20 protein-coding genes are annotated in these 19,788 nt (G+C 72.3%); 10 read left to right on the top strand and 10 right to left on the bottom strand.

What is annotated here, in order from left to right; translation table 11 throughout:
- Positions 1-299 precede the first annotated feature (299 nt).
- The 3 genes from EMA17_RS47625 (at position 300) to EMA17_RS47615 (ending at position 3,064) form a co-directional block, all read left to right on the top strand.
- Positions 300-887 carry a hypothetical protein gene (locus EMA17_RS47625; RefSeq protein ID WP_126643473.1) on the top strand — a complete coding sequence of 196 codons (588 nt, stop codon included), beginning with the start codon at positions 300-302 and terminating at the stop codon, positions 885-887.
- Between the two features lie 153 nt (positions 888-1,040).
- Positions 1,041-2,369, top strand: a complete 1,329-nt coding sequence (locus EMA17_RS47620) for a sensor histidine kinase (RefSeq protein WP_246127359.1) — start codon at positions 1,041-1,043, stop codon at positions 2,367-2,369.
- Positions 2,366-3,064, top strand: coding sequence for a response regulator (locus EMA17_RS47615; RefSeq protein ID WP_126643472.1), 699 nt, complete (start codon positions 2,366-2,368; stop codon positions 3,062-3,064). Before EMA17_RS47620 ends, EMA17_RS47615 begins: the two co-directional genes overlap by 4 nt.
- 120 nt (positions 3,065-3,184) lie before the next feature.
- Here the strand turns inward: EMA17_RS47615 and sigJ are convergent, their stop codons facing one another.
- A complete protein-coding gene (gene sigJ, locus EMA17_RS47610; RefSeq protein WP_126643471.1) occupies positions 3,185-4,075 on the bottom strand; it encodes an RNA polymerase sigma factor SigJ in 891 nt (296 codons plus the stop codon).
- 164 nt (positions 4,076-4,239) lie between these two features.
- Positions 4,240-4,488: a type 2 periplasmic-binding domain-containing protein gene (locus EMA17_RS47605; RefSeq protein ID WP_126643470.1), complete on the bottom strand. Its 249-nt coding sequence runs from the start codon at positions 4,486-4,488 to the stop codon at positions 4,240-4,242.
- Between the two features lie 480 nt (positions 4,489-4,968).
- Between EMA17_RS47605 and EMA17_RS47600 the strand changes: the two genes are divergently transcribed.
- Positions 4,969-6,606: a TROVE domain-containing protein gene (locus EMA17_RS47600; RefSeq protein WP_126643469.1), complete on the top strand. Its 1,638-nt coding sequence runs from the start codon at positions 4,969-4,971 to the stop codon at positions 6,604-6,606.
- Positions 6,607-6,693: 87 nt separating this feature from the next.
- On the opposite strand, the gene EMA17_RS47595 is transcribed toward EMA17_RS47600, so the two are convergent.
- Positions 6,694-7,158, bottom strand: coding sequence for a hypothetical protein (locus EMA17_RS47595; RefSeq protein WP_126643468.1), 465 nt, complete (start codon positions 7,156-7,158; stop codon positions 6,694-6,696).
- Positions 7,155-7,721 carry a hypothetical protein gene (locus tag EMA17_RS47590; RefSeq protein ID WP_126643467.1) on the bottom strand — a complete coding sequence of 189 codons (567 nt, stop codon included), beginning with the start codon at positions 7,719-7,721 and terminating at the stop codon, positions 7,155-7,157. The genes EMA17_RS47595 and EMA17_RS47590 overlap by 4 nt, the downstream gene beginning before the upstream one ends.
- 341 nt (positions 7,722-8,062) lie before the next feature.
- Here EMA17_RS47590 and EMA17_RS47585 point away from each other — a divergent pair, with 341 nt between their 5' ends.
- Entirely contained in the window at positions 8,063-8,980 is a 918-nt protein-coding gene (locus EMA17_RS47585; RefSeq protein WP_126643466.1) for an NAD-dependent epimerase/dehydratase family protein, read from the top strand.
- A 105-nt stretch (positions 8,981-9,085) separates the two neighbouring features.
- Here EMA17_RS47585 and EMA17_RS47580 read toward each other — a convergent pair whose 3' ends face one another.
- Complete coding sequence (locus tag EMA17_RS47580) at positions 9,086-9,871, bottom strand: GNAT family N-acetyltransferase (RefSeq protein ID WP_246127358.1); 786 nt, start codon at positions 9,869-9,871, stop codon at positions 9,086-9,088.
- A gap of 159 nt (positions 9,872-10,030) precedes the next feature.
- Between EMA17_RS47580 and EMA17_RS47575 the strand changes: the two genes are divergently transcribed.
- A complete protein-coding gene (locus EMA17_RS47575; protein WP_078974373.1) occupies positions 10,031-10,252 on the top strand; it encodes a hypothetical protein in 222 nt (73 codons plus the stop codon).
- A gap of 22 nt (positions 10,253-10,274) precedes the next feature.
- Here EMA17_RS47575 and EMA17_RS47570 read toward each other — a convergent pair whose 3' ends face one another.
- Positions 10,275-11,528, bottom strand: coding sequence for a PrsW family intramembrane metalloprotease (locus EMA17_RS47570; protein WP_160161829.1), 1,254 nt, complete (start codon positions 11,526-11,528; stop codon positions 10,275-10,277).
- Positions 11,525-12,160, bottom strand: a complete 636-nt coding sequence (locus EMA17_RS52350) for a hypothetical protein (RefSeq protein ID WP_160161828.1) — start codon at positions 12,158-12,160, stop codon at positions 11,525-11,527. The genes EMA17_RS47570 and EMA17_RS52350 overlap by 4 nt, the downstream gene beginning before the upstream one ends.
- Positions 12,161-12,402: 242 nt before the next feature.
- Here EMA17_RS52350 and EMA17_RS47565 point away from each other — a divergent pair, with 242 nt between their 5' ends.
- Both EMA17_RS47565 and EMA17_RS47560 read left to right on the top strand, forming a co-directional pair.
- Entirely contained in the window at positions 12,403-13,431 is a 1,029-nt protein-coding gene (locus EMA17_RS47565) for an alpha/beta hydrolase (protein ID WP_246127357.1), read from the top strand.
- Between the two features lie 40 nt (positions 13,432-13,471).
- Positions 13,472-14,566, top strand: coding sequence for an alpha/beta hydrolase (locus tag EMA17_RS47560; RefSeq protein WP_170222378.1), 1,095 nt, complete (start codon positions 13,472-13,474; stop codon positions 14,564-14,566).
- A gap of 317 nt (positions 14,567-14,883) precedes the next feature.
- Here the strand turns inward: EMA17_RS47560 and EMA17_RS47555 are convergent, their stop codons facing one another.
- From EMA17_RS47555 to EMA17_RS47545, 3 genes are all read right to left on the bottom strand, one after another.
- Positions 14,884-15,693 (bottom strand): PaaX family transcriptional regulator, encoded by an 810-nt coding sequence (locus EMA17_RS47555; RefSeq protein WP_126643464.1) that lies wholly within the window; start codon positions 15,691-15,693, stop codon positions 14,884-14,886.
- A gap of 37 nt (positions 15,694-15,730) precedes the next feature.
- Complete coding sequence (locus EMA17_RS47550) at positions 15,731-17,383, bottom strand: AMP-binding protein (RefSeq protein ID WP_126643463.1); 1,653 nt, start codon at positions 17,381-17,383, stop codon at positions 15,731-15,733.
- 153 nt (positions 17,384-17,536) lie between these two features.
- Positions 17,537-17,989: a PaaI family thioesterase gene (locus tag EMA17_RS47545; RefSeq protein WP_126643462.1), complete on the bottom strand. Its 453-nt coding sequence runs from the start codon at positions 17,987-17,989 to the stop codon at positions 17,537-17,539.
- Between the two features lie 93 nt (positions 17,990-18,082).
- On the opposite strand from EMA17_RS47545, the gene EMA17_RS47540 reads away from it, so the two are divergent.
- Positions 18,083-18,547: a hypothetical protein gene (locus tag EMA17_RS47540; protein ID WP_126643461.1), complete on the top strand. Its 465-nt coding sequence runs from the start codon at positions 18,083-18,085 to the stop codon at positions 18,545-18,547.
- Between the two features lie 146 nt (positions 18,548-18,693).
- Positions 18,694-19,785, top strand: a complete 1,092-nt coding sequence (locus tag EMA17_RS47535) for a Gfo/Idh/MocA family protein (protein WP_126643460.1) — start codon at positions 18,694-18,696, stop codon at positions 19,783-19,785.
- The last annotated feature ends 3 nt before the right edge of the window (positions 19,786-19,788 follow it).

Raw genomic sequence — 19,788 nt, 5'->3', positions numbered from 1 at the left:
ACTACACCGATCAACCTACCAACGTGTTCACCGGACGGTACGGGAGAGGCGTCCGAGGTCACGGGCCGGTGCCGCCGGACCGACGCCCGCATGGCGACCCGCACCCATCGCGGCCGGCCGTCGACCCCCTACCCCGGTATCACTCCCGGGTTGGCGCCGCAGTGTGATGCCCACCGGCGGCCCGCCTCCTAGCGTGGAGTCCACGGCGCCGACCGAGCGCCCACCGGCGACGAACCGGTACGCCCCGGCCCGCCGAACTCCTCGTGCCCGGCTCCCGGTACCCACCCCAAGGACCCGCCATGGCATCCACCGCCAGCCGCCCCGCCTCCGGCACCCCGCCGGCCGCCTCGACCCCGACCCGGGCCCGTCGCCCGCCGCGCCGGTTCGCGCCGGCGTCGGTGTCCGAGGCCGCCCGGCGCTCCGCGTACGCGTTCCTCGCGTTGCCGCTCGGCCTGATCGGCATCGTCCTGACGCTCGGCGGCCGTTCGTCCCGCGCCGGGCGCCTGCAACTCGCCGCGGCCCGCCGATTCCTGGCCCCGCGCACCGGCGGCGACCACCACATCGGCGCCACGAACGATCGGGCCGCCGCCCCGGGCGCCGTCCGGATCCTCCGCCACGCCATCCTCGACACGGCGCTCGGCGTACCGACGCTGGTCCTGGCCGCGTACGCCTACGGCAACACGATCCGCAACCTGACCTACCCGATCTGGTACGGCCACACCGATTATCACGACGCGTGGGGCGGCCCGACCCTGGCCGGCGTCTGGGCCGTGCACACGATCGGCGCCCTCGCCTTCTTCGCCGTCTGCCTGTGCCTGATCCAGGGCCTGACCAACCTCCGGGCAGCCGGTGCACGTCGCACCTTCCGCAGCGAAGACGGAGCCTGACCCCACCGAAACCCGACCCGGACCCACGCCACCCCCCACCCGGCCGCATCCCCGCGCCGACCCCCGGACGCCACCATGCACAAGACCCTCGAAGCCGGCTCGACCCCCGCTCCGTCCCACCGACCACCAGTTCCCGGCATACCATCACCAACCGTGAAGATCGTTCGGCCGGCGACGATCCGGTCCGCGCTGCGCGAGGCGGTGTCGCCCTCCTCGGTGGCCCCGCTCCCGCCCACGCGCCGTACCGTGCGGGTGCTGACCCTGGCCGCCCTCGTGATCACGGTCGTGGGGTGGCTCGACCTCCACCAGCACTACGACCTGGGCGCCGCCGGGACGACGATCGCCGCGATCGCCCGCGCCGTCCCGGTCCTGCTGTGCCTGTATCGCCCGCTGCCGGCCTGGTGGTTGGCCCTGGCCGCGGCGATCGCCACCGCCGTACCCGCCCACCCGGTGTCCTCCGCCGAGCCGTGGCCGTGGCCGGTGACGTCGGTGTTCTCCCTGGTCGTGGTGCTCACCGTGGTCGCCCTGCGGGCCCCGCGCCGGGTGCTCCTCGTACTGTGGCTGGCCCTGCTCGCGTCGGGCGTCCTGCTCGCCGCGACGCGCGGCCCGATCCGCGCCGAGGAACTGCTGCCGATCTCGATCCTGTCCGCCCTGGCCCCGCTCACCGCCGAGGCGATCGGCAGTCGCGGCGACGCGCAGCGCCGACTGGTCCTGGTCGAGGAGATCGGCCGGGCCGAACACGCCCGACGCGCCCTCCTGGAGGAACGCGCCCGCATCGCCCGCGAGTTGCACGACGTGGTCGCCCACCACATGTCGGTGATCACCGTGCAGGCGGACAGCGCGCCCTACCGGATCGCCGACCTGCCACCCGCCGCCGTCGACGAGTTCGGCACGATCGCCGCCGAGGCGCGTCGCTCGCTCACCGAGATGCGCCGACTGCTGCACGTCCTGCGCCAGGACGCGGACACCGGCACGGGAGACGGCGCCGCCGGAGCGGAGCACAGCCCGCAACCCGGCCTGGCCGACCTGCCCGTGCTGATCGAGACCGCGCACCGTGCCGGCCTGGACGCGCACCTGTCCATCACGGACACCGTGCCCGCGCCGGACCGGGTCCCGGTGGGCGTACAACTGTCCGCGTACCGCCTGGTCCAGGAATCGCTGAGCAACGTGGTCCGGCACGCGCCCGGCGCCGCGGTACGGGTGACCCTGTCCGGCGACGCCTCGGCGCTGCGCATCGACGTCCGCAACTCCGCGCCCACACACGGCGGTCGGCCCGTCGAACCCGCCTCCGCCGAGACCGACTCGGGCCGGGGGCCGGGGGTCGGCGGCCAGGGTCTGATCGGCATGCGCGAGCGAGTCGCCATGCTGGCCGGGGAGTTGCGTACCGAGTCGCTACCCGACGGCGGCTTCCGCGTCGCCGCCGTACTTCCCCTGCCGCCGGCCGCCGCCGGCTCGGCCCCGTCAACCCCTGGAGTGGCATGACCACCGTATTGATCGCCGACGACCAGTCGATGATCCGCGCCGGCTTCGCCGCGTTGCTCGCGGCGCAGCCGGACCTGGAGGTGGTCGGCGAGGCGGCCGACGGGCGCGAGGCGATCCGGCTGACCCGCGAGACGCGGCCCGACGTGGTGTTGATGGACGTGCGCATGCCGGTCCTGGACGGTCTGGCCGCGACCCGCGAACTCCTGGGCGCGCCGGGCGGGTCCGACCCGCTGCCGAGGGTGCTCATGCTGACCACGTTCGACATCGACGACTACGTGTACGAGGCGCTGCGCGCGGGCGCCAGCGGTTTTCTGCTCAAGGACGCGTCCCCGGCCGACCTGATCGCGGCGGTGCGCATCGTCGCCGCCGGCGACGCGCTCCTGGCGCCCTCGATCACCCGTCGGCTGATCGAGGACTTCGCCCGCAACCGCCCGATCACCCGGCCGAGTTCGACCCGCCTGGGCAAGCTCACGCCGCGCGAGACCGAGGTGCTGGGACTGGTCGCGCAGGGGCGTTCCAACGGCGAGATCGCGGCCCACCTCTTTCTCGCCGAGCAGACCGTCAAAACGCATGTCAGCCGCATCCTCGACAAACTGGACCTCCGCGATCGGGCCCAGGCGGTCGTCTTCGCCTACGAGAGCGGCCTGATCGCCCCGGGCGGCACGGGCCTGTCCCGCCCACCACGACAGGGATAGACGGCCGGATCCCGCAGCCGGCCCGGACGCCGAACGCGGGACGGCGCCCCGAAGCGCACCGCGTCGACCCCGGGCGCCCCGTTCGCTCACCCGGGATCGACCCACCCCCCGCTCCGGCGACTACTCCGACGGCGACCCCAGGTCCCGAAGCTCCGGACGCTCCAGGCGCCGCGGGTCCGCGAGGATGTTGATCTCGACGATCCTGTCGCCCACGATCGTGAAGTCCATGACCCCCATCGGCCGGCCCTTCGGCGCGGTGAAGAGCCCCGGGGCGCCGTTGACCAGCACCGGCCGCGCGTACTGCGCCATCCGGGCGAAGGAGAGCGCCTGGGCGACCACCGCGCGGGCGCCGCGGACGAGTTGCGACACTCCGAGCGCGCCGTCCCCGGTGTCGGCGCGCAGCAGCACGTCGGGGTCGAGCAGATCGAGCAGGGCCTGGAAGTCGCCGCCGCGCGACGCCGCGAGAAACGCGTCCACCACCCGGCGCTGGCGCGGCAGATCGGGCTTGGGCGCCGCGCCTTGGACCCGACGGCGGGCCCGGCTGGCGAGCTGGCGCGTCGCGGCGGCGGACCTGTCCACGATCGGCGCGATGTCGTCGAACGGCATCGCGAACATGTCGTGCAACACGAACGCGAGCCGCTCGGCGGGCGGCAACGTGTCCAGTACGACCAGCATGGCCAACCCGACCGAGTCGGCGAGCACCGCCGACCGCTCGGGGTCGGCCCCGTCCGCATCGGTCACGATCGGGTCCGGGACGTGCGTGTCCCACTCGTCCTCGCGTCGGGACTTGCGCGAGCGCAGCATGTCGAGACACACCCGGCCGACCACCGTGGTCAGCCAACCCGCCAGGTTCTCCACGCCGGAGACGTCGGAACGATCCAGCCGCAGCCACGTCTCCTGCACGGCGTCCTCGGCCTCGCTGAGCGAACCGAGCATGCGATAGGCCACCGCCCGCAGATGCGCCCGGTTCTCCTCGAACCGTTCGGCCACCAATCCCTGCTCCGTGATCATCCGCTGTCTCCCGTCCGGTCCCACCGCCATCACGATCACCGTTTTCCAGACGATATGACACCAGCCCCCACGTCCCGAACAGCCCTCCCAACCCTCCACGAATGCCTCGTCGACGCCGTCCCCGACCCGGGCGTACCAACCCGCGCCGGCCGAACCCCGCCGCCTCAGCCGATCCACACCAGGTTGATCACGCTCACCATCACCCGGTTCTCCTGCACGATGTACGTCGCGAACCCGTGTGCCGCGAAGGCCGCCTCCAGGGTGTCGCGCAACCCGCCGCTCATCCGCGCGCCCGCGGTCCACGGGTCGTGCCGCAGCCGCCGCTCCAACTCCGCCCAGGCCCGCCGCGCGGCGGCCGGGAGCGTACGCCGGATCGCCTCCGCCTCGACGTGGTACTCCACGCCGTAGCTCACCCCCGCACCCGCGACCACCGGCCGTCGGGGTGGATCGTGCGGCCGGCGGCGCACGGATCGGCGGAAACGCTCATACACCCAAGCGTCGCACCACCCACACGGTCGCCCACCCGAGACCGGGAATCCCATACGGGACGCCTCCGCACCGCCGCGAAAAATGGATGTCGCCCACCCGTACCGCGCCCCTAGGCTTCGAACACGAAGCAACGCACCTCCCGGTGCGCGGACGAGCGGCTACTTCCTTCCCAGAAGTGGGACCTGGTCCCACCGCCGCGCGTCATCTCGATCTCGGGAGGATCAACGTCGGGGTGCCCGGTGCGCAGACCGGGAATTCTTCCTTTTGTTGGGGTGGTCCCGGGTTCGAGTCCCGGTCGCCGGTTCGCCGGCGGTAGCTCAGCGGTAGAGCGCCTTGAAGCCCGATCGCCTCGATCTCGGGCACCTCGACGTTGCCACCTCCCCCACGTTCCACGGGGGATCACCATGTCTCGATTCAACCTGCCCCGAAGCCGTCCGGCCCTCGTCTCGCCGGTGCGCAGCACGGGCCCGAAGACCGTCACCCACCAGGGCGGCACCGGCTACACCCGCGACGCGCGCAGTGAGTTGTTCCTGCTCGCGGTGGCGAACTTCGTCGGCACCGACACGTTCTACGAGAGCGGCGGCACCCGCGACGACCGGTTCACCCAGCTCGTCCACGAACTGGCGGTGTACGACGGCGAATGGCTGCTCGGCCTGCTCACCTGGCTGCGCCGGGACGCCTACATGCGTACCGCCGCCATCGTCGGTGCCGCCGAAATGACGCGCGCCCGCCTGGAGTTCGGGCTGCCGGGGCTGTCCCGCCGGGCGGTGGACGCGGTGTTGCGCCGCGCCGACGAGCCCGGCGAGCTGCTGGGCTACTGGACTTCGCGGTACGGGCGGGCCATTCCCAAGCCGATCAAGCGCGGCATCGAGGACGCCGTGCGCCGGCTGTACACCTCACCCGCGCTGCTCAAGTACGACACCGCGAGCAAGGGCTACCGCTTCGCCGACGTGCTCAACCTGACCCACCCGCGCCCGGCGGCGGACAAGCCGTGGCAGGGCGCGCTGTTCGGCTACGCGCTCGATCGCCGGCACCACCCCGACACGGCGACACCGCCCGCGTCGGACCCGGTGCTCACCGCGCGCGCCGAGCTGATGGCCGTGCCCGCGGCCGAGCGCGCGGCGCTGCTGCGCGCTCCCGACGCGGCCGAGCGGCTGCGGGCCGCCGGCATCACCTGGGAGGCGCTGGCGGGTTGGCTCCAGGGGCCGATGGACGCGGCGGCGTGGTCGGCGGTGATTCCGTCGATGGGCTACATGGCGCTGCTGCGCAACCTGCGCAACTTCGACGAGGCCGGTGTCGACGACGTCCTCGCCGCGCGGGTCGCGGCCAGGCTGGCGGATCCCGAAGAGGTGGCGCGTTCGCGGCAGTTGCCGTTCCGGTTCCTGTCCGCGCACCGTGCCGCGCCGTCGCTGCGCTGGGCGTACCCGCTGGAGCGGGCGCTCGGTCACGCGCTGGCGAACGTGCCGAAGTTGCCCGGGCGGACGCTGATCCTGGTGGACACCAGTTCCAGCATGGAGTCGGGCTTCTCCCGGGACGGCACGCTGATGCGCTGGGACGCGGCGGCACTGTTCGGCATCGCGATCGGTCAGCGATGCGGGTACGCCGACGTGGTGTCCTTCTCGAGCACCCGGCGGTACTGGGAGGACAAGCCCGGCGCACACACGAAGACCTACCCGATGCGTCGCGGCGAGTCGTTGCTGCGCTCGCTGGACCGTTGGAAGCAGGACGGCTACTTCCTGGGCGGCGGTACCGACACCGCTCTGGCGCTGCGTCGGGAGTATCGGGCGCACGACCGGGTGCTGATCGTCACCGACGAGCAGGCCGGGCACGACACCCGGGAGGTGACCGGGTCCGTCCCGGCGAACATTCCGCTGTACACCTGGAACCTGGCCGGCTACCAGGCCGGGCACGCCCCGTCGGGCAGCCGCAACCGGCACACCTTCGGCGGCCTGACCGACGCCGCGTTCACCATGGTCTCGCTCCTGGAGGCGGGCCGGGACGCACGCTGGCCGTGGGAGGCGACGGCCGGCACCGCGGCCTGAACCGTGCCGGGCGTCGCACGACGCGCCGCCCGGCACGGCCCGATCCACCGCACGTCCGCGCGCCCACCCGGGCGCGCGGACGTGCGTTCACGCGCGCGACTTCTCCCGCGCCCGGCGCAGTTGCTCCAGTTCCCGACGCGGGAAAGGCCGTTTCCAGTCCGCGTACCACCCGTCCTCGCCACGATCGGCGTCCACCCGATCGAAGCCGCGCAGCACGCAGCGGGCCACCACCTCGATCGGGTGCCGCGCCTCCCAGAGCACCGCGCCGGGTCGCGAGCGCCGCGAGGTGTCGGGGTATTCGACGATCCGGATCTCGACCGCGTCCCCGTCCGGACTCAGGTGCCACAGAAAGCCGTTCGGCTCGGCCTCGAACATCACCTTGTGGTCACCCGATTCGCCGAGTGCGAGCCGGGTCACCGCGCCGATCAACTCCTCGGGCGCGGGGGTGACGTACGAGACGAGCATCTGCGCCTCCGCGTTCGCGTCCGCGATGACGCAGTCGGCCCAACCGGCACCCGACAGGGTCCACGTGAACGACAGCGATGCCTTCATTCCGGACATGTTGCCGGCCACCGCGGGATCGGCGCACGAATCGCCCGAATCCGACCCGCGCCATCGGTCTCGCCGCGGATCCGTACGTCGAGCACCGCCGCCGCGCCCACGCGCGCGTCCCGCACCGCCTCGGCCCGCACCGCCGCGTAGTACAGCCCGGACGCCGCGTCGGCGGCCCCACCCGGCCCCGCCGCGGCCGGCCCGGCGGCCAACGGGCCCGGGTCGCGCGGGACCCGATACCGAACCGTCCACACCACCTCGGCCCCCGGCCCGATCGGCGCGCCCGGCTCCGGCTCGGTGACCGCGACCCGTTCCGTGTCGAACACCCGGATCCGGAAGCGCTCGGCCCGCCGGCCCCGATTGCGCACCAACAGTCGTGCCTCGACCACCTCCCCGGGCCGAGCCGCCACCCGGGCGCGCTCGAACCCGACCTGCACGGCGACCCCCGGATCGCCCACCCGCTGGCCGGCCAGATCGGCTCCGCACAGCGGCCCTTCGCAGTACCCGTGACGCTCGTCCGGAACCTCGGTCCCGCACAGTCGGCAGTGCCCCGTTGCACTCATCGCTGCCCCCGAAAGTCGATCCCCCCGTCCGCAGAGACGGCCGATCGACCATCTCCGTTCCGCATCCACCCCCGGATAAGGGAAGGCCCTCGTTCCCTCGGCCGTTCCCGCACGGTTCCGGACCCGTTCCCCACCGGTTCCCTTCCCACCCGCCGGGCCCTTCCCGCTCCCCTTTCCCCGCTTCCTCTCCCTTCCACCTGATCGCAACCTGCACTAACGTGCCGCCACGCCCGCCCCGACCGCCCCCACGGCCCCGGCCGGACCGGGTTTCCCGGCCGTACGGCGCTCGGCGAGCGGCCGGCCGCGGGACACGAAACACCAGACACGACAACGGAGTCCCCATGGCAACCCCCCTCAGCGGCGCCAAGATCGTCGTCACCGGCGTCACCGGCCAGGTCGCCGAACCCGTCGCCGGGATCCTCGCGCGCGACAACGAGGTCTACGGCGCCGCCCGCTTCCAGGACGACGAGGCCCGAGCCCGCCTGGAGGCCGCGGGCGTCACCTGCGTGCGGATCGACCTGGCCGCCGGCGACGTCGCCGCCCTGCCCGCCGACGCCGACTACGTGGTCAACTTCGCGGTGGCCAAGAACGGCGACTGGAATCTGGACCTGGACGCGAACGCCGGCGGCGTACTGTCGCTGATGGAGCATCACCGGGCGGCCCGTGCCTTCCTGCACTGCTCGTCCACCGCCGTCTACCAGCCCGCCGGCCACAAGGAGTTGGCCGAGCACGCGGCGCTCGGCGACAACCACCGGGTCTGGTCGTTCCTGGAGACGTACAGCATCTGCAAGATCGCCGCCGAGGGGGCCGCGCGCTGGGGCGCCCGCCGATTCGCGCTGCCGACCACGATCGCGCGCCTGTCCGTGCCGTACGGGGACAACGGCGGCTGGCCCGGTATCCACCTGGAGATGATGCTCGGCGGCGTGCCGGTCGACGTGCACTCGAACACGCCCAGCATCTACCACCCGATCCACGTCGACGACATCGCCGGCACCCTGCCCGCGCTGTTCGCGGCGGCGACTCCCGAGGTGACCACCGTCAACTGGGGTGGCAGCGACCCGGTGAGCATCGAGGAGTGGTGCGGTTATCTGGCCGAACTCACCGGCGTGCAGCCCGAGTTCAATGCCACGAGCGAGACGATCGACTCGGTCACCCTCGACCTGACCGCGATGCACGCCATCACCGGCCGCACCACCGTGCACTGGAAGGACGGCATGCGCCGGATGGTCGAGGCACTGCACCCGGAACTGCTCGCGTAGCGCCCGGCGGCGGGAAGCCGTGACCGTGTCGGAGGGCACGGGGCGACCTCCGCCACCGGGTTCGGCCGGCGGTTCACGGCGGCGGAAGCTCCCACCACCGGGGGTTCACGTGACGATCGCATGCTCGGTGACGGGCCCGAGTACCCGAAAGCCCGATTTCCGGTACACGGGCTCGCCTTCCGCCGAGGCCTGGAGCACCGCGACCGAGTGCCCCTCCGCGATCGCCGTGTCGAGCGCGGCCCGGGTCAGCGCCGCGCCGTAGCCGCGCCGGCGCTCGGCGGCCACGGTCGCGATGTTGTACACGCCCGCGACGCCGGCGTGCAGGAACACCTCGGCGGTGGCCACCGGACGATCGTCCACGTAGCCCACCAGGTAGCGCGCGGCGGAGAGCAGGGCCGCGTCGGCGGTCAGCTCGGCGAAGCGCACCACCTCCGGGACGGCCGGCGTCCACAACGACGCGAGCACCGTCGCATAGTCCAGCAACCCCGCACGCGTGCGCACCGGTTCGATCCGCAGCCCCGCCGGCCGCTGCGCCACGCCGGGCGCGCTCGGGGACAACGTCGCCCACATCGCCACCTCGCGCTCGCCGACCGGGAGCCCGTACGCCGGCAACCGCTCGGCCAGGTCCACCGGCCGCGACCCCTGGGTGACCCACCACGAGAACGGCCGCCCGGTCGCGGCGACCCGGCGGACCGTACGTTCGACGACCGCCCCCAGCGTCTCGGCGCTCGCGCGCGTGCCCGCGACGATGTTGTACGTGTCGTGGCCCAGGCCGCTGTCCGCGACGATCACCTCGTCGTCCTCGAACACGCGCATCCCCGGGGTGACCCGGTGCAGGTGGCACGCGTGCTCGGCGAGATTGCGGTCCATGGCTTCGAGGTGTGCGCGCATGCGGACATTCTCGCCGGTGCCGCGGGCCGGGTGATCCGACGCCCGCTATTCATCTCCGGTCGGTTCACATTGTCCGCTTCACACGGGACCATGGAGAGCAACTGCCTCATGGTGGCTGCCCGATGGCAACCGCCCTACGGGTAGGTAGGGAGGAGCACCATGGACGGACTCGTCGTACTCGCCGTGTCCGCGTGTCTGCTCGGCCTGACCGTGCTCCTGGTGGTGCGCTCGCTCGGCCGACGCGACATCGGCACCGCACCCCCGGATCTGCTGCGCGAGAACGCGCTCGCCGACCTCGAAGAGGCCGAGTGGACACCGAGGGACGAACAACCCCGACGGACCGACACCGCCGGCGCCCCGGACCCGCGCACCTGCCGGTGACCGCGGGCCTCGGCGCCACGACCTACGGCACCTCCGGTACCTCCGGTCCCGGAGGTGTCTCGGGTCGGGGCTTCGCCCGCCCGGTCGGGGCGTGCGGCGGCGGATCCGCGTCGGCGGCCACCACCTGGGCCCGGGCCCGGTCGATCCGCCGGTGCCAGCGCGCCACCCCGGGATCGTGGACCGGGTCGGCGGACCGGGACAGCGCCACCCCGAAGCCCAGTTGCGCGCGCTGGAGCCGACTGCGCGCCCGGGCCGCCTTGCGCCCGTGCTCGCGTCGGGCCGCCTCCACCGCGTCCTTCCGGGTCTTGTTCGAGGCCAGCGCGGCCAACTCGCGCAGCGGCAGCAGCTCCGGCTCGTCGCCCACCGCGCGGGCGAACCGCCGGAACTCCTGCCGGGCCGCGAGCCGGTAGACATAGCTCGCGACGGCCAGCGCGACCAGGCCGTTGAGCACGATCTGCACGATGGTCAGATACCAGTCGGTGCGCCGCAGCACGATCTCCGCGAGCGGCGAATTGTTCACGAAGTGCAGGCCCCAGGCGACCACGTACAGCGCGATCGCGGCGGCGAGTCGCACCGGCAACGGCCGACGCACACCGACCAGCACGTACGCCACGCCCGCGCCGGTCATCGCGGTGAACGCGGCGTGGCTCCACAGCCCGTTGACGACGGCCCGGACGAAGAAGCTGGCCACGACGCCGCCGGTCCAGATCTCGCCGGACTGGATCGCCGCGTTCAGCCCGTACAGGATGTTCTCCACGACCTGGAAGCCCAGGCCGACCAGCGCGCCGATCACGAAGCCGTCGAGCACGCTCTCGAAGACCCGGCGGTTGATCAGGATCAACGTCACCACGCCGAGCAGTTTCAGCGTCTCCTCGACGATCGGCGCGGAGATCGAGGCGCCCCAGTCGGTGGAGAACTCCGGATCCAGCTTGGCCAGATAGCTGAGCAGGTTGTCGTTGGCCACCAGCGCGAACCCGGTCGCCACCAGGCCGCCCCACAACACCGCCGCCACACAGAACGACAGCGGCTCGCGCTCGAACAGGTCGAGGTGGGTGATCACCGCGAGCGCCGGGATCAGCCACAGCGTGTTGATCACCACACTCAGCACCAGCGCACCCGACGGAGCCGCCGAGGACAGCCGGACGAAGTTGGGCACCACGCTCGCCGCGCCGAGCGCGAGCACGATCGGATAGAGCCAGAACGCCGCGCGCGCGGGCTGCACGATGCCGCCCGCGTCCCGGCGACCGCGACGGTCGGTCAGCGGAGCCACACTCACGAGGCGGCCACCTCCACCGAGTCGAGCATGGTCACCACGTCGTCGGCGATCGCGGCGGTCAGCGGCGCGGTGTGCCGGGCGGTGAGCGACACGCCCAGTCCCTGGCCGCCGGCGACCAGGACGGTCAGCGTGCCGGCCACGGTGTGTCCGGTGATCGGCGCGACCAGGCCGGTGAGGCCGCGCGCGGTGGTCACCGCGGCGGGGTCGCCGCCCACCCGCCCGCGCCCGGTGGCCGCGTAGCGGCGCGCCGCGGCCCGGAACGCGCCCGCCGTCGAGGACTGCCGACCCAGCGGGGTCAGCCGATACGTGGTCGCCCCCTTGACCAGCACGCTGACCAGATCGGCCTGGGACGCGCCCCGGTCGACCTGCCAGCCGAGCGCGGGTTGGTACCGGAACGTACCCAGCGTGACCACCTGCCCGGCCCGCACCGGCGCGGCGCCGACCACGGAGCGGTTGAGCAGGTAGGGAACCGCGATCAGGACCACCATCACGACGGCGACGACCAGCGTGGCCCGCAGCCCGTGCGACCCCCGCGTCGGGCGTGGCCACAACCGGCGATCCGGTTTCGAGGAGTTCGAGGAGTTCGACGAGTTCGAGGAGGGGGGTCGCGGGACCGGTGCGGTGACGGACAAGCGCGGCTCCTGTCGGCGGGAAACTGCGAAGGCAGGATCTCCGCCGGTACCCGCGCCACTTCGGAAAGTCACTCCGACGTCCGCCGAAGGGGTGATCCGGTCACGGTGAAATCACGAAAACACTGTTTACGTCCCGCCGATTGATGGACGGCTGTTACAGAGCAGCCCGATCACCGTTTCGCCGCCCGGTTAAGGTCGTTTTTGTCAACAGCACCCCCCTGACGCCTGTCGGAGCTCTTCCCTTGAACCCCCTTTCCGCACGCCGTCCTCGCGCGACGGCGCTGCTCGGCGCCGTACTGCTCGCGGTGACCGCGGTCGCGTGCGGCTCCTCGTCCGGCGACTCCACGGTCGACCACGCCAAGAGCACCGCCGCGCCCCGACAGTCCGGCGGCCAGTCGTCCGGCCCGCCCGCGAAGCCCGCCGCCCCCGGCAAGGTCGTCATGCCGGCCGGGCCCGCGACGAACTTCACCACGGCGACGACCACCCCCGTCGGGCCGATCATGATGACCAGCTACACCGGCCCCAAGTCGGGCGTCACCGGCAAGGTGTGGGTGTGGCTGCCGCCGGAGTACCACGACCCGGCCTTCGCCAAGCACGGCTTCCCCGTCCTCACGCTCTACGCCGGCGGGCAGAGCAACGGCTACAACACCTGGACCGACAACCAACTGCCGATCCAACAGATGGCCGTGGCCGAGGCCAGGTCGGGCAAGACGCACCCCTTCATCATGGTGATGCCGGTGCAGAACCTGGAGAAGGACGAGAAGCGCAGCCTGGAGTGCAGCGACATCCCCGGCCAACCGAAGATGGGCACGTGGATGTCACAGGACATCCCCGACCTGGTCAAGGCCAACTTCCGCACCCTGCGCGACCCGGCGGGCTGGGGCCTGATGGGCGCCTCCACGGGCGCGTTCTGCAGCGTGAAACTCGCCCTCCAGCACCCCGATCGGTTCAAGGTCGCGGTGCCGATCGACGGCTACTTCAACCCGGACAGCCCGCTGTGGAAGGGCTACGAGGCGGAGCGGCTGGCCAACAGCCCCGATCGGATGATCGCGGAAGGCAAGGCGAACATCGACGTGCTCGCGACCGCGGGCGGCGGGGACGCGGCCGAGGTACGCCTGGTCAAGGCCTTCGTCGCCAAGGCGGCGGCACCCGTTCGCATCGAGTACTACGAGCAGCCCGGTGGCAGGCATCTCACTTCGCACTTCAAGAAGATGATCCCCGACCTCCTCGGCTGGCTCGGCCGGCACATGTCCCCACCCATCGCCGACTGACCGTGTCCGGATCGTCGCTGAATCACCCTGGAAGACGACAGTGAGTCTGACCGGTACCCCCTTCTACATAACGACCATCGTGCTGGCGACAGCGGCCGTGGTGCTGGCGTTGTTCGCGTGGAACCACATCCCCGGCCCCAAGCCGGTGAAAATCGTCGCTCGGCTGTTCATGCTGGTCACCTGCCAGTTCACGGCCATCCTGATGGTGTTCGTGATGGTCAACAACGCGAACAGCCTCTACGACACGTGGGACGACTTCCTCGGCACGGGCGGCAGCCACGTGGTCGAGGCGCGCGAGCCCGCCCCGCCGCCGGCGCCCGAGCAGAAGCTGCTCACCAAGTTCGAACCGGCCGGTGACGGCAAGATGGGCGAGGGCGTCCAGGAAACCAACCTCAAGGGCCCGCAGTCGGGGGTCGAGGCCGAGGTCTACGTGTGGCTGCCGCCGCAGTACAAGGACCCGGCGTTCGCGGACAAGAAGTTCCCGGTCGTCGAACTGCTGCCCGGCTACCCGGGTTCGGCCAAGGCCTGGTTCGGCACGCTGGACGTCAACAAGCAGCTCAAGAGCATGATGGCCAAGGGCGAGGTGGCCCCGTTCATCCTGGTCTCGCCGCGCACCAAGCTGCTCGCGGGCCAGGAGGACACCGGCTGCGCGGACGTCCCGGGCAAGGCCAACGCCGACACCTGGATCTCGGGCGACGTGCGGCGCATGGTGATCGACAACTTCCGCGCCGAGTCCGACCCCAAGCACTGGGCGATCGCGGGCTACTCCGCCGGCGCCCACTGCGCCACCCGGATGGCCCTGCTCCACCCGGACCGCTACGGCGCCGCGGTCAGCCTGTCCGGCTACAACGACCCCAAGGGCGAGTCCGACTCGGTCACGGCCAAGGACCCGGCCCTCCGAGTCTCCGCCAACCCCCTGACCATCCTCAAAAACGCCCAACAGCCCCCGAAGGTCGCCCTCTACATGGCCGGCGAAAAGGGCGACGGCTTCGGCGACGCCCAAGCCCTCAAAGCCGCCACCAAACCCCCCACAGCCATAACAGTCGCCGAAATCTCCGGCGGCGGCCACGGCACGGACGTCTGGCGCCGAATGGTCCCCGACGTCTTCCGCTGGCTGACCAAAACCATGGCCTAAACTCAGCCCGGCCGGCGCTTGAGGCCGAACAGCCCGGCCGGCGCTTGAGGCCGAACAGCCCGGCCGGCGCTTGAGGCCGAACAGCCCGGCCGGCGCTTGAGGCCGAACAGCCCGGCCGGCGCTTGAGGCCGAACAGCCCGGCCGGCGCCTGAGGCCGAACAGCCCGGCCGGCGCCTGAGGCCGAACAGCCCGGCCGGCGCCTGAGGCCGAACAGCCCGGCCGGCGCCTGAGGCCGAACAGCCCGGCCGGCGCCTGAGGCCGAACAGCCCGGCCGGCGCCTGAGGCCGAACAGCCCGGCCGGCGCCTGAGGCCAAGCGCTATACGTCGCGTACGTGAATCCCCGCCCCCTCCGCCAGGAGCGAGTGCAGGGCCAGGAACACCTTCCGCGCCCCCACCGCGTTCCAGTCCGCCGGCAACAACTCGGCCGGCAACCCCGGATCGAGATACGGCAACCGCCGCCACTGGGTGAGCATCGGCACATACGCCCGAAACGCCTCCCCCGGCGAAATCACCGCCCGCCCCCCGAGCTCCGCCGCGACCGGCCCATACGCGTCCGTGAACAGCGCGTACTGCTCCTCGATCGCCTCGAAGTCCCACCACTCCCCGACGGCCTCGCCGAGCCGCACCGCACTGGCCGCATCCCCCGTGAACAGGTGTACGTAGTCCGCCAGTTCGACCCGCTCCAGCGTCCGCCGGGCGTCCTCCAACAAGCGCGCCGGCGCGATCCACACCCCTGGCGACACATTGCCGAACCCCAGCCACGTCAACCGCGACCGCAACTGGTGCCGATGGGCCCGCTCCGACTCCGGCACCGAGAAGATCGCCAGCACCCACCCGTCCGAGAGCCGCGCCGGCTCCAGATTGCCGAAGATCCGCCGATCGCCCTCGTCGAAGATCGACTCCATCGCCGGACTCAGCCGATAGCCGGTCCCCTCCCGCCGCTCCTGGATGAGCGTGCCGCGCTTCTTCAGCCGCGAGATCGCCGACCGCACCGCCGGTGCGTCCACGCCGAGTTCGCCCATCAGCACGATCAGGTCGGCGATCGAGATCCACCCGCCGAGCCCGCGCACGAACGCGCCGTACACGGTGTTGATCAGGGAGCTGGGCCGGGCCGAGGTCTCCGCCATGGTCGCCTTCCTCGCGGAGTCTGGTTCGGCGGTGATCCTATCCGGGCGCCGGCCCCGCCCCGGCGACCGGCGTGCCCTCGGCCGCGCGCCGCCGCAACTCCGCACGCCGCAGCTTGCCGGTGTTCGTACGCGGCAACTCGTCCACGAACTCGACCAGACGCGGGTACTTGTACGGCGCCATCGTCCGCTTCACGAACCCCTGCAACGCCCGCGCCGTCGCCTCGTCCGGACTCACCCCGGGGTGCAGCACCACATACGCCTTGACCACCAGCCCCCGCCGCACATCCGGCGCCCCGACCACCCCGCACTCCGCGACGTCCGGATGCGTACCGAGCACCGCCTCGACCTCGGGACCGGCGATGTTGTACCCGGACGACACGATCATGTCGTCACTACGCGCCTGGTACCAGAAGTAGCCGTCTCCATCCCGCACATACGTATCACCGGTGATGTTCCACCCATCGCACACATAGTCGGCCTGCCGAACGTCATCGAGATAGCGACACCCGGTCGGCCCCTTCACCGCCAGCCGCCCCGGCGTCCCGTCCGGCACCGGCGAGCCGTCCGGCCCGAGCACCACGGCCCGAAAACCCGGTACCGGCAGCCCGGTCGCCCCGGGCCGGATCGCATCGTCCGCGGCCGAGACGAACACGTGCAGCAGTTCGGTGGCGCCGATCCCGTCGATGATCCGCGTCCCGATCGCGTCGTGGTACGCCCGCCAGACCCCGACCGGCAACGCCTCCCCCGCCGACACGCACCGCCGCACGCCCGCGAGCAGGTCGACGAGCCCCGCGCCGAGGATGGCCCGATACGCGGTGGGCGCGGTGAACAACACGGTGACCCGCCGCTCGGCCACCACGGCCGCCAGTTCCTCCGGCGTCGCCCGCTCCAGGAGCAGCGTGGCCGCGCCCACCCGCAGGGGGAACACCACCAGCCCACCGAGCCCGAAGGTGAAGCCGAGCGGCGGCGTCCCGGTGAACAGGTCGGTCGGCTCGGGCCGCAGCACGTACGCGGAGAACGTGTCGGCGATCGCCAGTACGTCCCGATGGAAGTGCATCGTCGCCTTGGGCCGCCCGGTCGTCCCGGACGTGAACGCGATCAGCGCCACGTCGTCGCACGCGGTGTCGACCGCCTCGAACACGGTGCTCTTCGCGGCGCAGCGGGCGGCCAACGTGCCCTCGCCCGCCCCGCCGTAGTCGACCACACGCAGTCCGGGGGTGTCGGCGGCCTCCAGTTCGGCGGTGAAGCGGTGGTCGCACAGGGCGACGACGGGTCGGGCGATCCGGTGGATGGTGTCGAGTTCGTGCGCGCGCAGCAGCGGCATGGTGGTCACCACGACCGCGCCGGCCTTCAACGCGCCGAACCAACTCGCGACCAGCCAGGGGTTGTTGGGGCCACGCAGGAGGATCCGGTGACCGGGCAGCACACCCAGGTCCTCGGTCAGGACATGGGCGATCTGGTTCGCGCGGGTGAGCAGGTCGCCGTACGTCCAGCTCTCCGTCACGGTGACCAGGCACCGCCGCTCGGCCCCGTGTCGGGCGATGGTGTCGTCGAGCAGGGCCACGGCGCAGTTGAGCCGGTCGGGATAGCGCACCTCCGGCACGTCGAAGACCAGTTCGGGCCACTGCTCGACGGGCGGCAGCCGGTCCCGGGAGAACGTGTCGACGTGCGCGGAGGGACGGAGCTGCATGAGGGCACCTCATCCTGTTGTCATCGTGACGACAGTCAACGGTACGCGACACCCACACGGGATGGCATCCCCTCGGCACACCCGCCCTCGACGCCCCGAGGCCGACTCGGCACACCACCCGACCGCCCGACCACGCGGCCACCCGCCCCACCCTCAGGCCGACCCGCCGTTCACCACGAGCACCGTGCCGCGACCGATCGCACAAACCGTCTCGGTACCGTCCTCCGCACACATGATCAGCGTGCAATCGCACACCGCCTGCCGCCGCCCGGCGTGCACGACGTGTGCCTCCGCCCGCAGCGACACCCCCTGCGCCGGCCGCAGGTACTGGACCTGGACGCTGCCGGTCAGCACCGCCGCGCCCAGCGTGCTGCCCGCGGCGAACGTGATCGAGTTGTCCGCCGCATACGCCAGCACGCCGCCGTGCAAGTAGCCGTTCTGCTGCCGGAGTTCGTCCCGCACGTCCACCTCGAGGGTGGCCCGCCCGGCGCCGAACACGGTCACCCGGGCGCCGACGAGCCGGCTGAAGGGCTGGGCCGCGAGCACCGTCTCGGCGAAGTCGAGCCCGAGGGGGCCGGTCGAGGGGCCGTCGGGGGTGTCGGTCATGGCGCTACCACCGTTCGTTCGGAGCCGGATGCCCGACCATCGATATCAGAGTCGGCCCGCCCGCCGACGTGCGCCCTGGGGCACAATCGGGACGTGTTCGAACTACTGCCGGGCGTGGGCGTGGTGTTGCCGCGCGGCGCCGGCGTGTTGCGGTTCGGGACGAGCGAGCAGCGGGCCCAGTGGACGTTGTCCACGGTCCTGGACGTACGCGCCTATTGGTCCTGCGCCGGCACCCGCCACCACGACGACGGACACCGGAGCTTCTGGAGCTTCGGCGGCTCCCTGGGCCCCCTGCGCGTGGACGTGACCGGCTCCGAACACGGCTGCCGCACGATCGCCTTCGAGCGGCTGCCGGGCACGACGACGGACCCGGTGGTGTGGCGGGACGCGGACCTGTTCGGGTATCCGGCCGACGAGATCGAGGCCGCGCTGCCCGGGGCGGCGGAGCGCGAGCGGCTCGGGTTGTCGCTGAGCCCGCCCGCCGCCGGGTCGACCGACGACCGGCCGACCCGGGTACGCCTGACCACCGAGGACGTGTCGGCGTACCGACCCGGCTGATCACCCCCACCCGCCGGATGCGCTTCGTCACACGGCACCACGATGGCGAAGTTGGACAGCTTCCCTTACCGTAGGCCCCCGTTTCGGCCCGACCCACGGCCCGTCGGCATGTCGGCCCGTCGGCCCAGAACAAGGAGAGCGACGTCATGACGCGGGAAAAGCTGGGTGTGGCGATCGTCGGGACCGGATTCGGGTGCCTCACCCACCTGCCGGCCTTCCGGGACGCGGGCTTCGAGGTACGCGCCCTCGTCGGCCGGGACCCCGCCCGCACCGCCGAGCGCGCCGAACGCTTCGGCGTCCCGCACGCCCTCACCGACCTCGACGCGGCGCTCGCCCTCGACGGCGTGGACGCGGTGAGCGTGGCCACGCCCCCGCACACCCACGCCGAGATCGTGCTCGCCGCGATCGCGGCCGGCAAGCACGTGGTCTGCGAGAAGCCGTTCGCGAGCGACGCGGCCGAGGCGGCCCGGATGCTGGCCGCCGCCGAACAGGCGGGCGTGGTGCACCTGTTGGGCACCGAGTTCCGCTGGCAGTCCGCCCAGGCGCTGCTCGCCCGGCTGATCGCCGCCGGCGCGATCGGCGAACCCCGGCTCGGCACCTGGCTGTTGCACATTCCGGTACTGACCGGACCGGCGGCCGAGGTGCCCGCGTGGTGGGGCCGGGCCGAGGACGGCGGCGGCTGGCTCGGCGCGCACGCCTCACACTGGATCGACCAGATCCGGCACACGCTGGGCGAGTTCGAGGGAGTCAGCGCCGGCCTGCCGCTGGTCGCGGATCGGCCGGGGCAGAGTGCGGAGGACACCTTCAACGTGCGCTTTCGCACGGTGACCGGGGTGGAGGGCTCGCTGCAGAGTTCGGCCGGGGTCTACGGTCCGCCGCTGATGACCACGCGCGTGGCGGGCACGCACGGCACGGCCTGGGTCGAGTTCGACGACGTGTGGCTCGGCGACGCGGCCGGCGACCGCCGGGTGGACATCCCCGAGGACCTGGCCAACCCGGACCCGATCGCGCCGCCGTCCGACCTGATACACACCGCGTACGACCTGCTGCACTCGATGGGCATCGACCGCGCGCCCTACGCCCGCCTGGCCGCCACCTTCGCCGCGCTGATCGCCGGCGACCCGATCCCCGACCACCCGCGTCCCGCCGACTTCGCCGACGGCGTGGCCGGCCAACGTGTCCTCGACGCGATCCGCGCCTCCGCCGCGCGGGGCGGCGCGTGGGTGGCCTGCGGCTGAGTA

Origin of the sequence: Embleya hyalina (assembly GCF_003967355.1) — a bacterium.
Taxonomy (GTDB): domain Bacteria; phylum Actinomycetota; class Actinomycetes; order Streptomycetales; family Streptomycetaceae; genus Embleya; species Embleya hyalina.
Note: the sequence above shows the minus strand (reverse complement) of the source record. Positions and strands in the feature narration are given on the sequence as shown.

Coding starts and splice junctions, on each gene's coding strand:
- sigJ (WP_126643471.1), bottom strand. CDS start 4,075: ATGATCACGGAGCAGGGATTGGTGGCCGAACGGTTCGAGGAGAACCGG.
- EMA17_RS47615 (WP_126643472.1), top strand. CDS start 2,366: ATGACCACCGTATTGATCGCCGACGACCAGTCGATGATCCGCGCCGGC.
- EMA17_RS47550 (WP_126643463.1), bottom strand. CDS start 17,383: ATGCAGCTCCGTCCCTCCGCGCACGTCGACACGTTCTCCCGGGACCGG.
- EMA17_RS47545 (WP_126643462.1), bottom strand. CDS start 17,989: ATGACCGACACCCCCGACGGCCCCTCGACCGGCCCCCTCGGGCTCGAC.
- EMA17_RS47580 (WP_246127358.1), bottom strand. CDS start 9,871: ATGCGCGCACACCTCGAAGCCATGGACCGCAATCTCGCCGAGCACGCG.
- EMA17_RS47590 (WP_126643467.1), bottom strand. CDS start 7,721: ATGAGTGCAACGGGGCACTGCCGACTGTGCGGGACCGAGGTTCCGGAC.
- EMA17_RS47595 (WP_126643468.1), bottom strand. CDS start 7,158: ATGAAGGCATCGCTGTCGTTCACGTGGACCCTGTCGGGTGCCGGTTGG.
- EMA17_RS47585 (WP_126643466.1), top strand. CDS start 8,063: ATGGCAACCCCCCTCAGCGGCGCCAAGATCGTCGTCACCGGCGTCACC.
- EMA17_RS47575 (WP_078974373.1), top strand. CDS start 10,031: ATGGACGGACTCGTCGTACTCGCCGTGTCCGCGTGTCTGCTCGGCCTG.
- EMA17_RS47600 (WP_126643469.1), top strand. CDS start 4,969: ATGTCTCGATTCAACCTGCCCCGAAGCCGTCCGGCCCTCGTCTCGCCG.
- EMA17_RS47555 (WP_126643464.1), bottom strand. CDS start 15,693: ATGGCGGAGACCTCGGCCCGGCCCAGCTCCCTGATCAACACCGTGTAC.
- EMA17_RS47535 (WP_126643460.1), top strand. CDS start 18,694: ATGACGCGGGAAAAGCTGGGTGTGGCGATCGTCGGGACCGGATTCGGG.
- EMA17_RS47625 (WP_126643473.1), top strand. CDS start 300: ATGGCATCCACCGCCAGCCGCCCCGCCTCCGGCACCCCGCCGGCCGCC.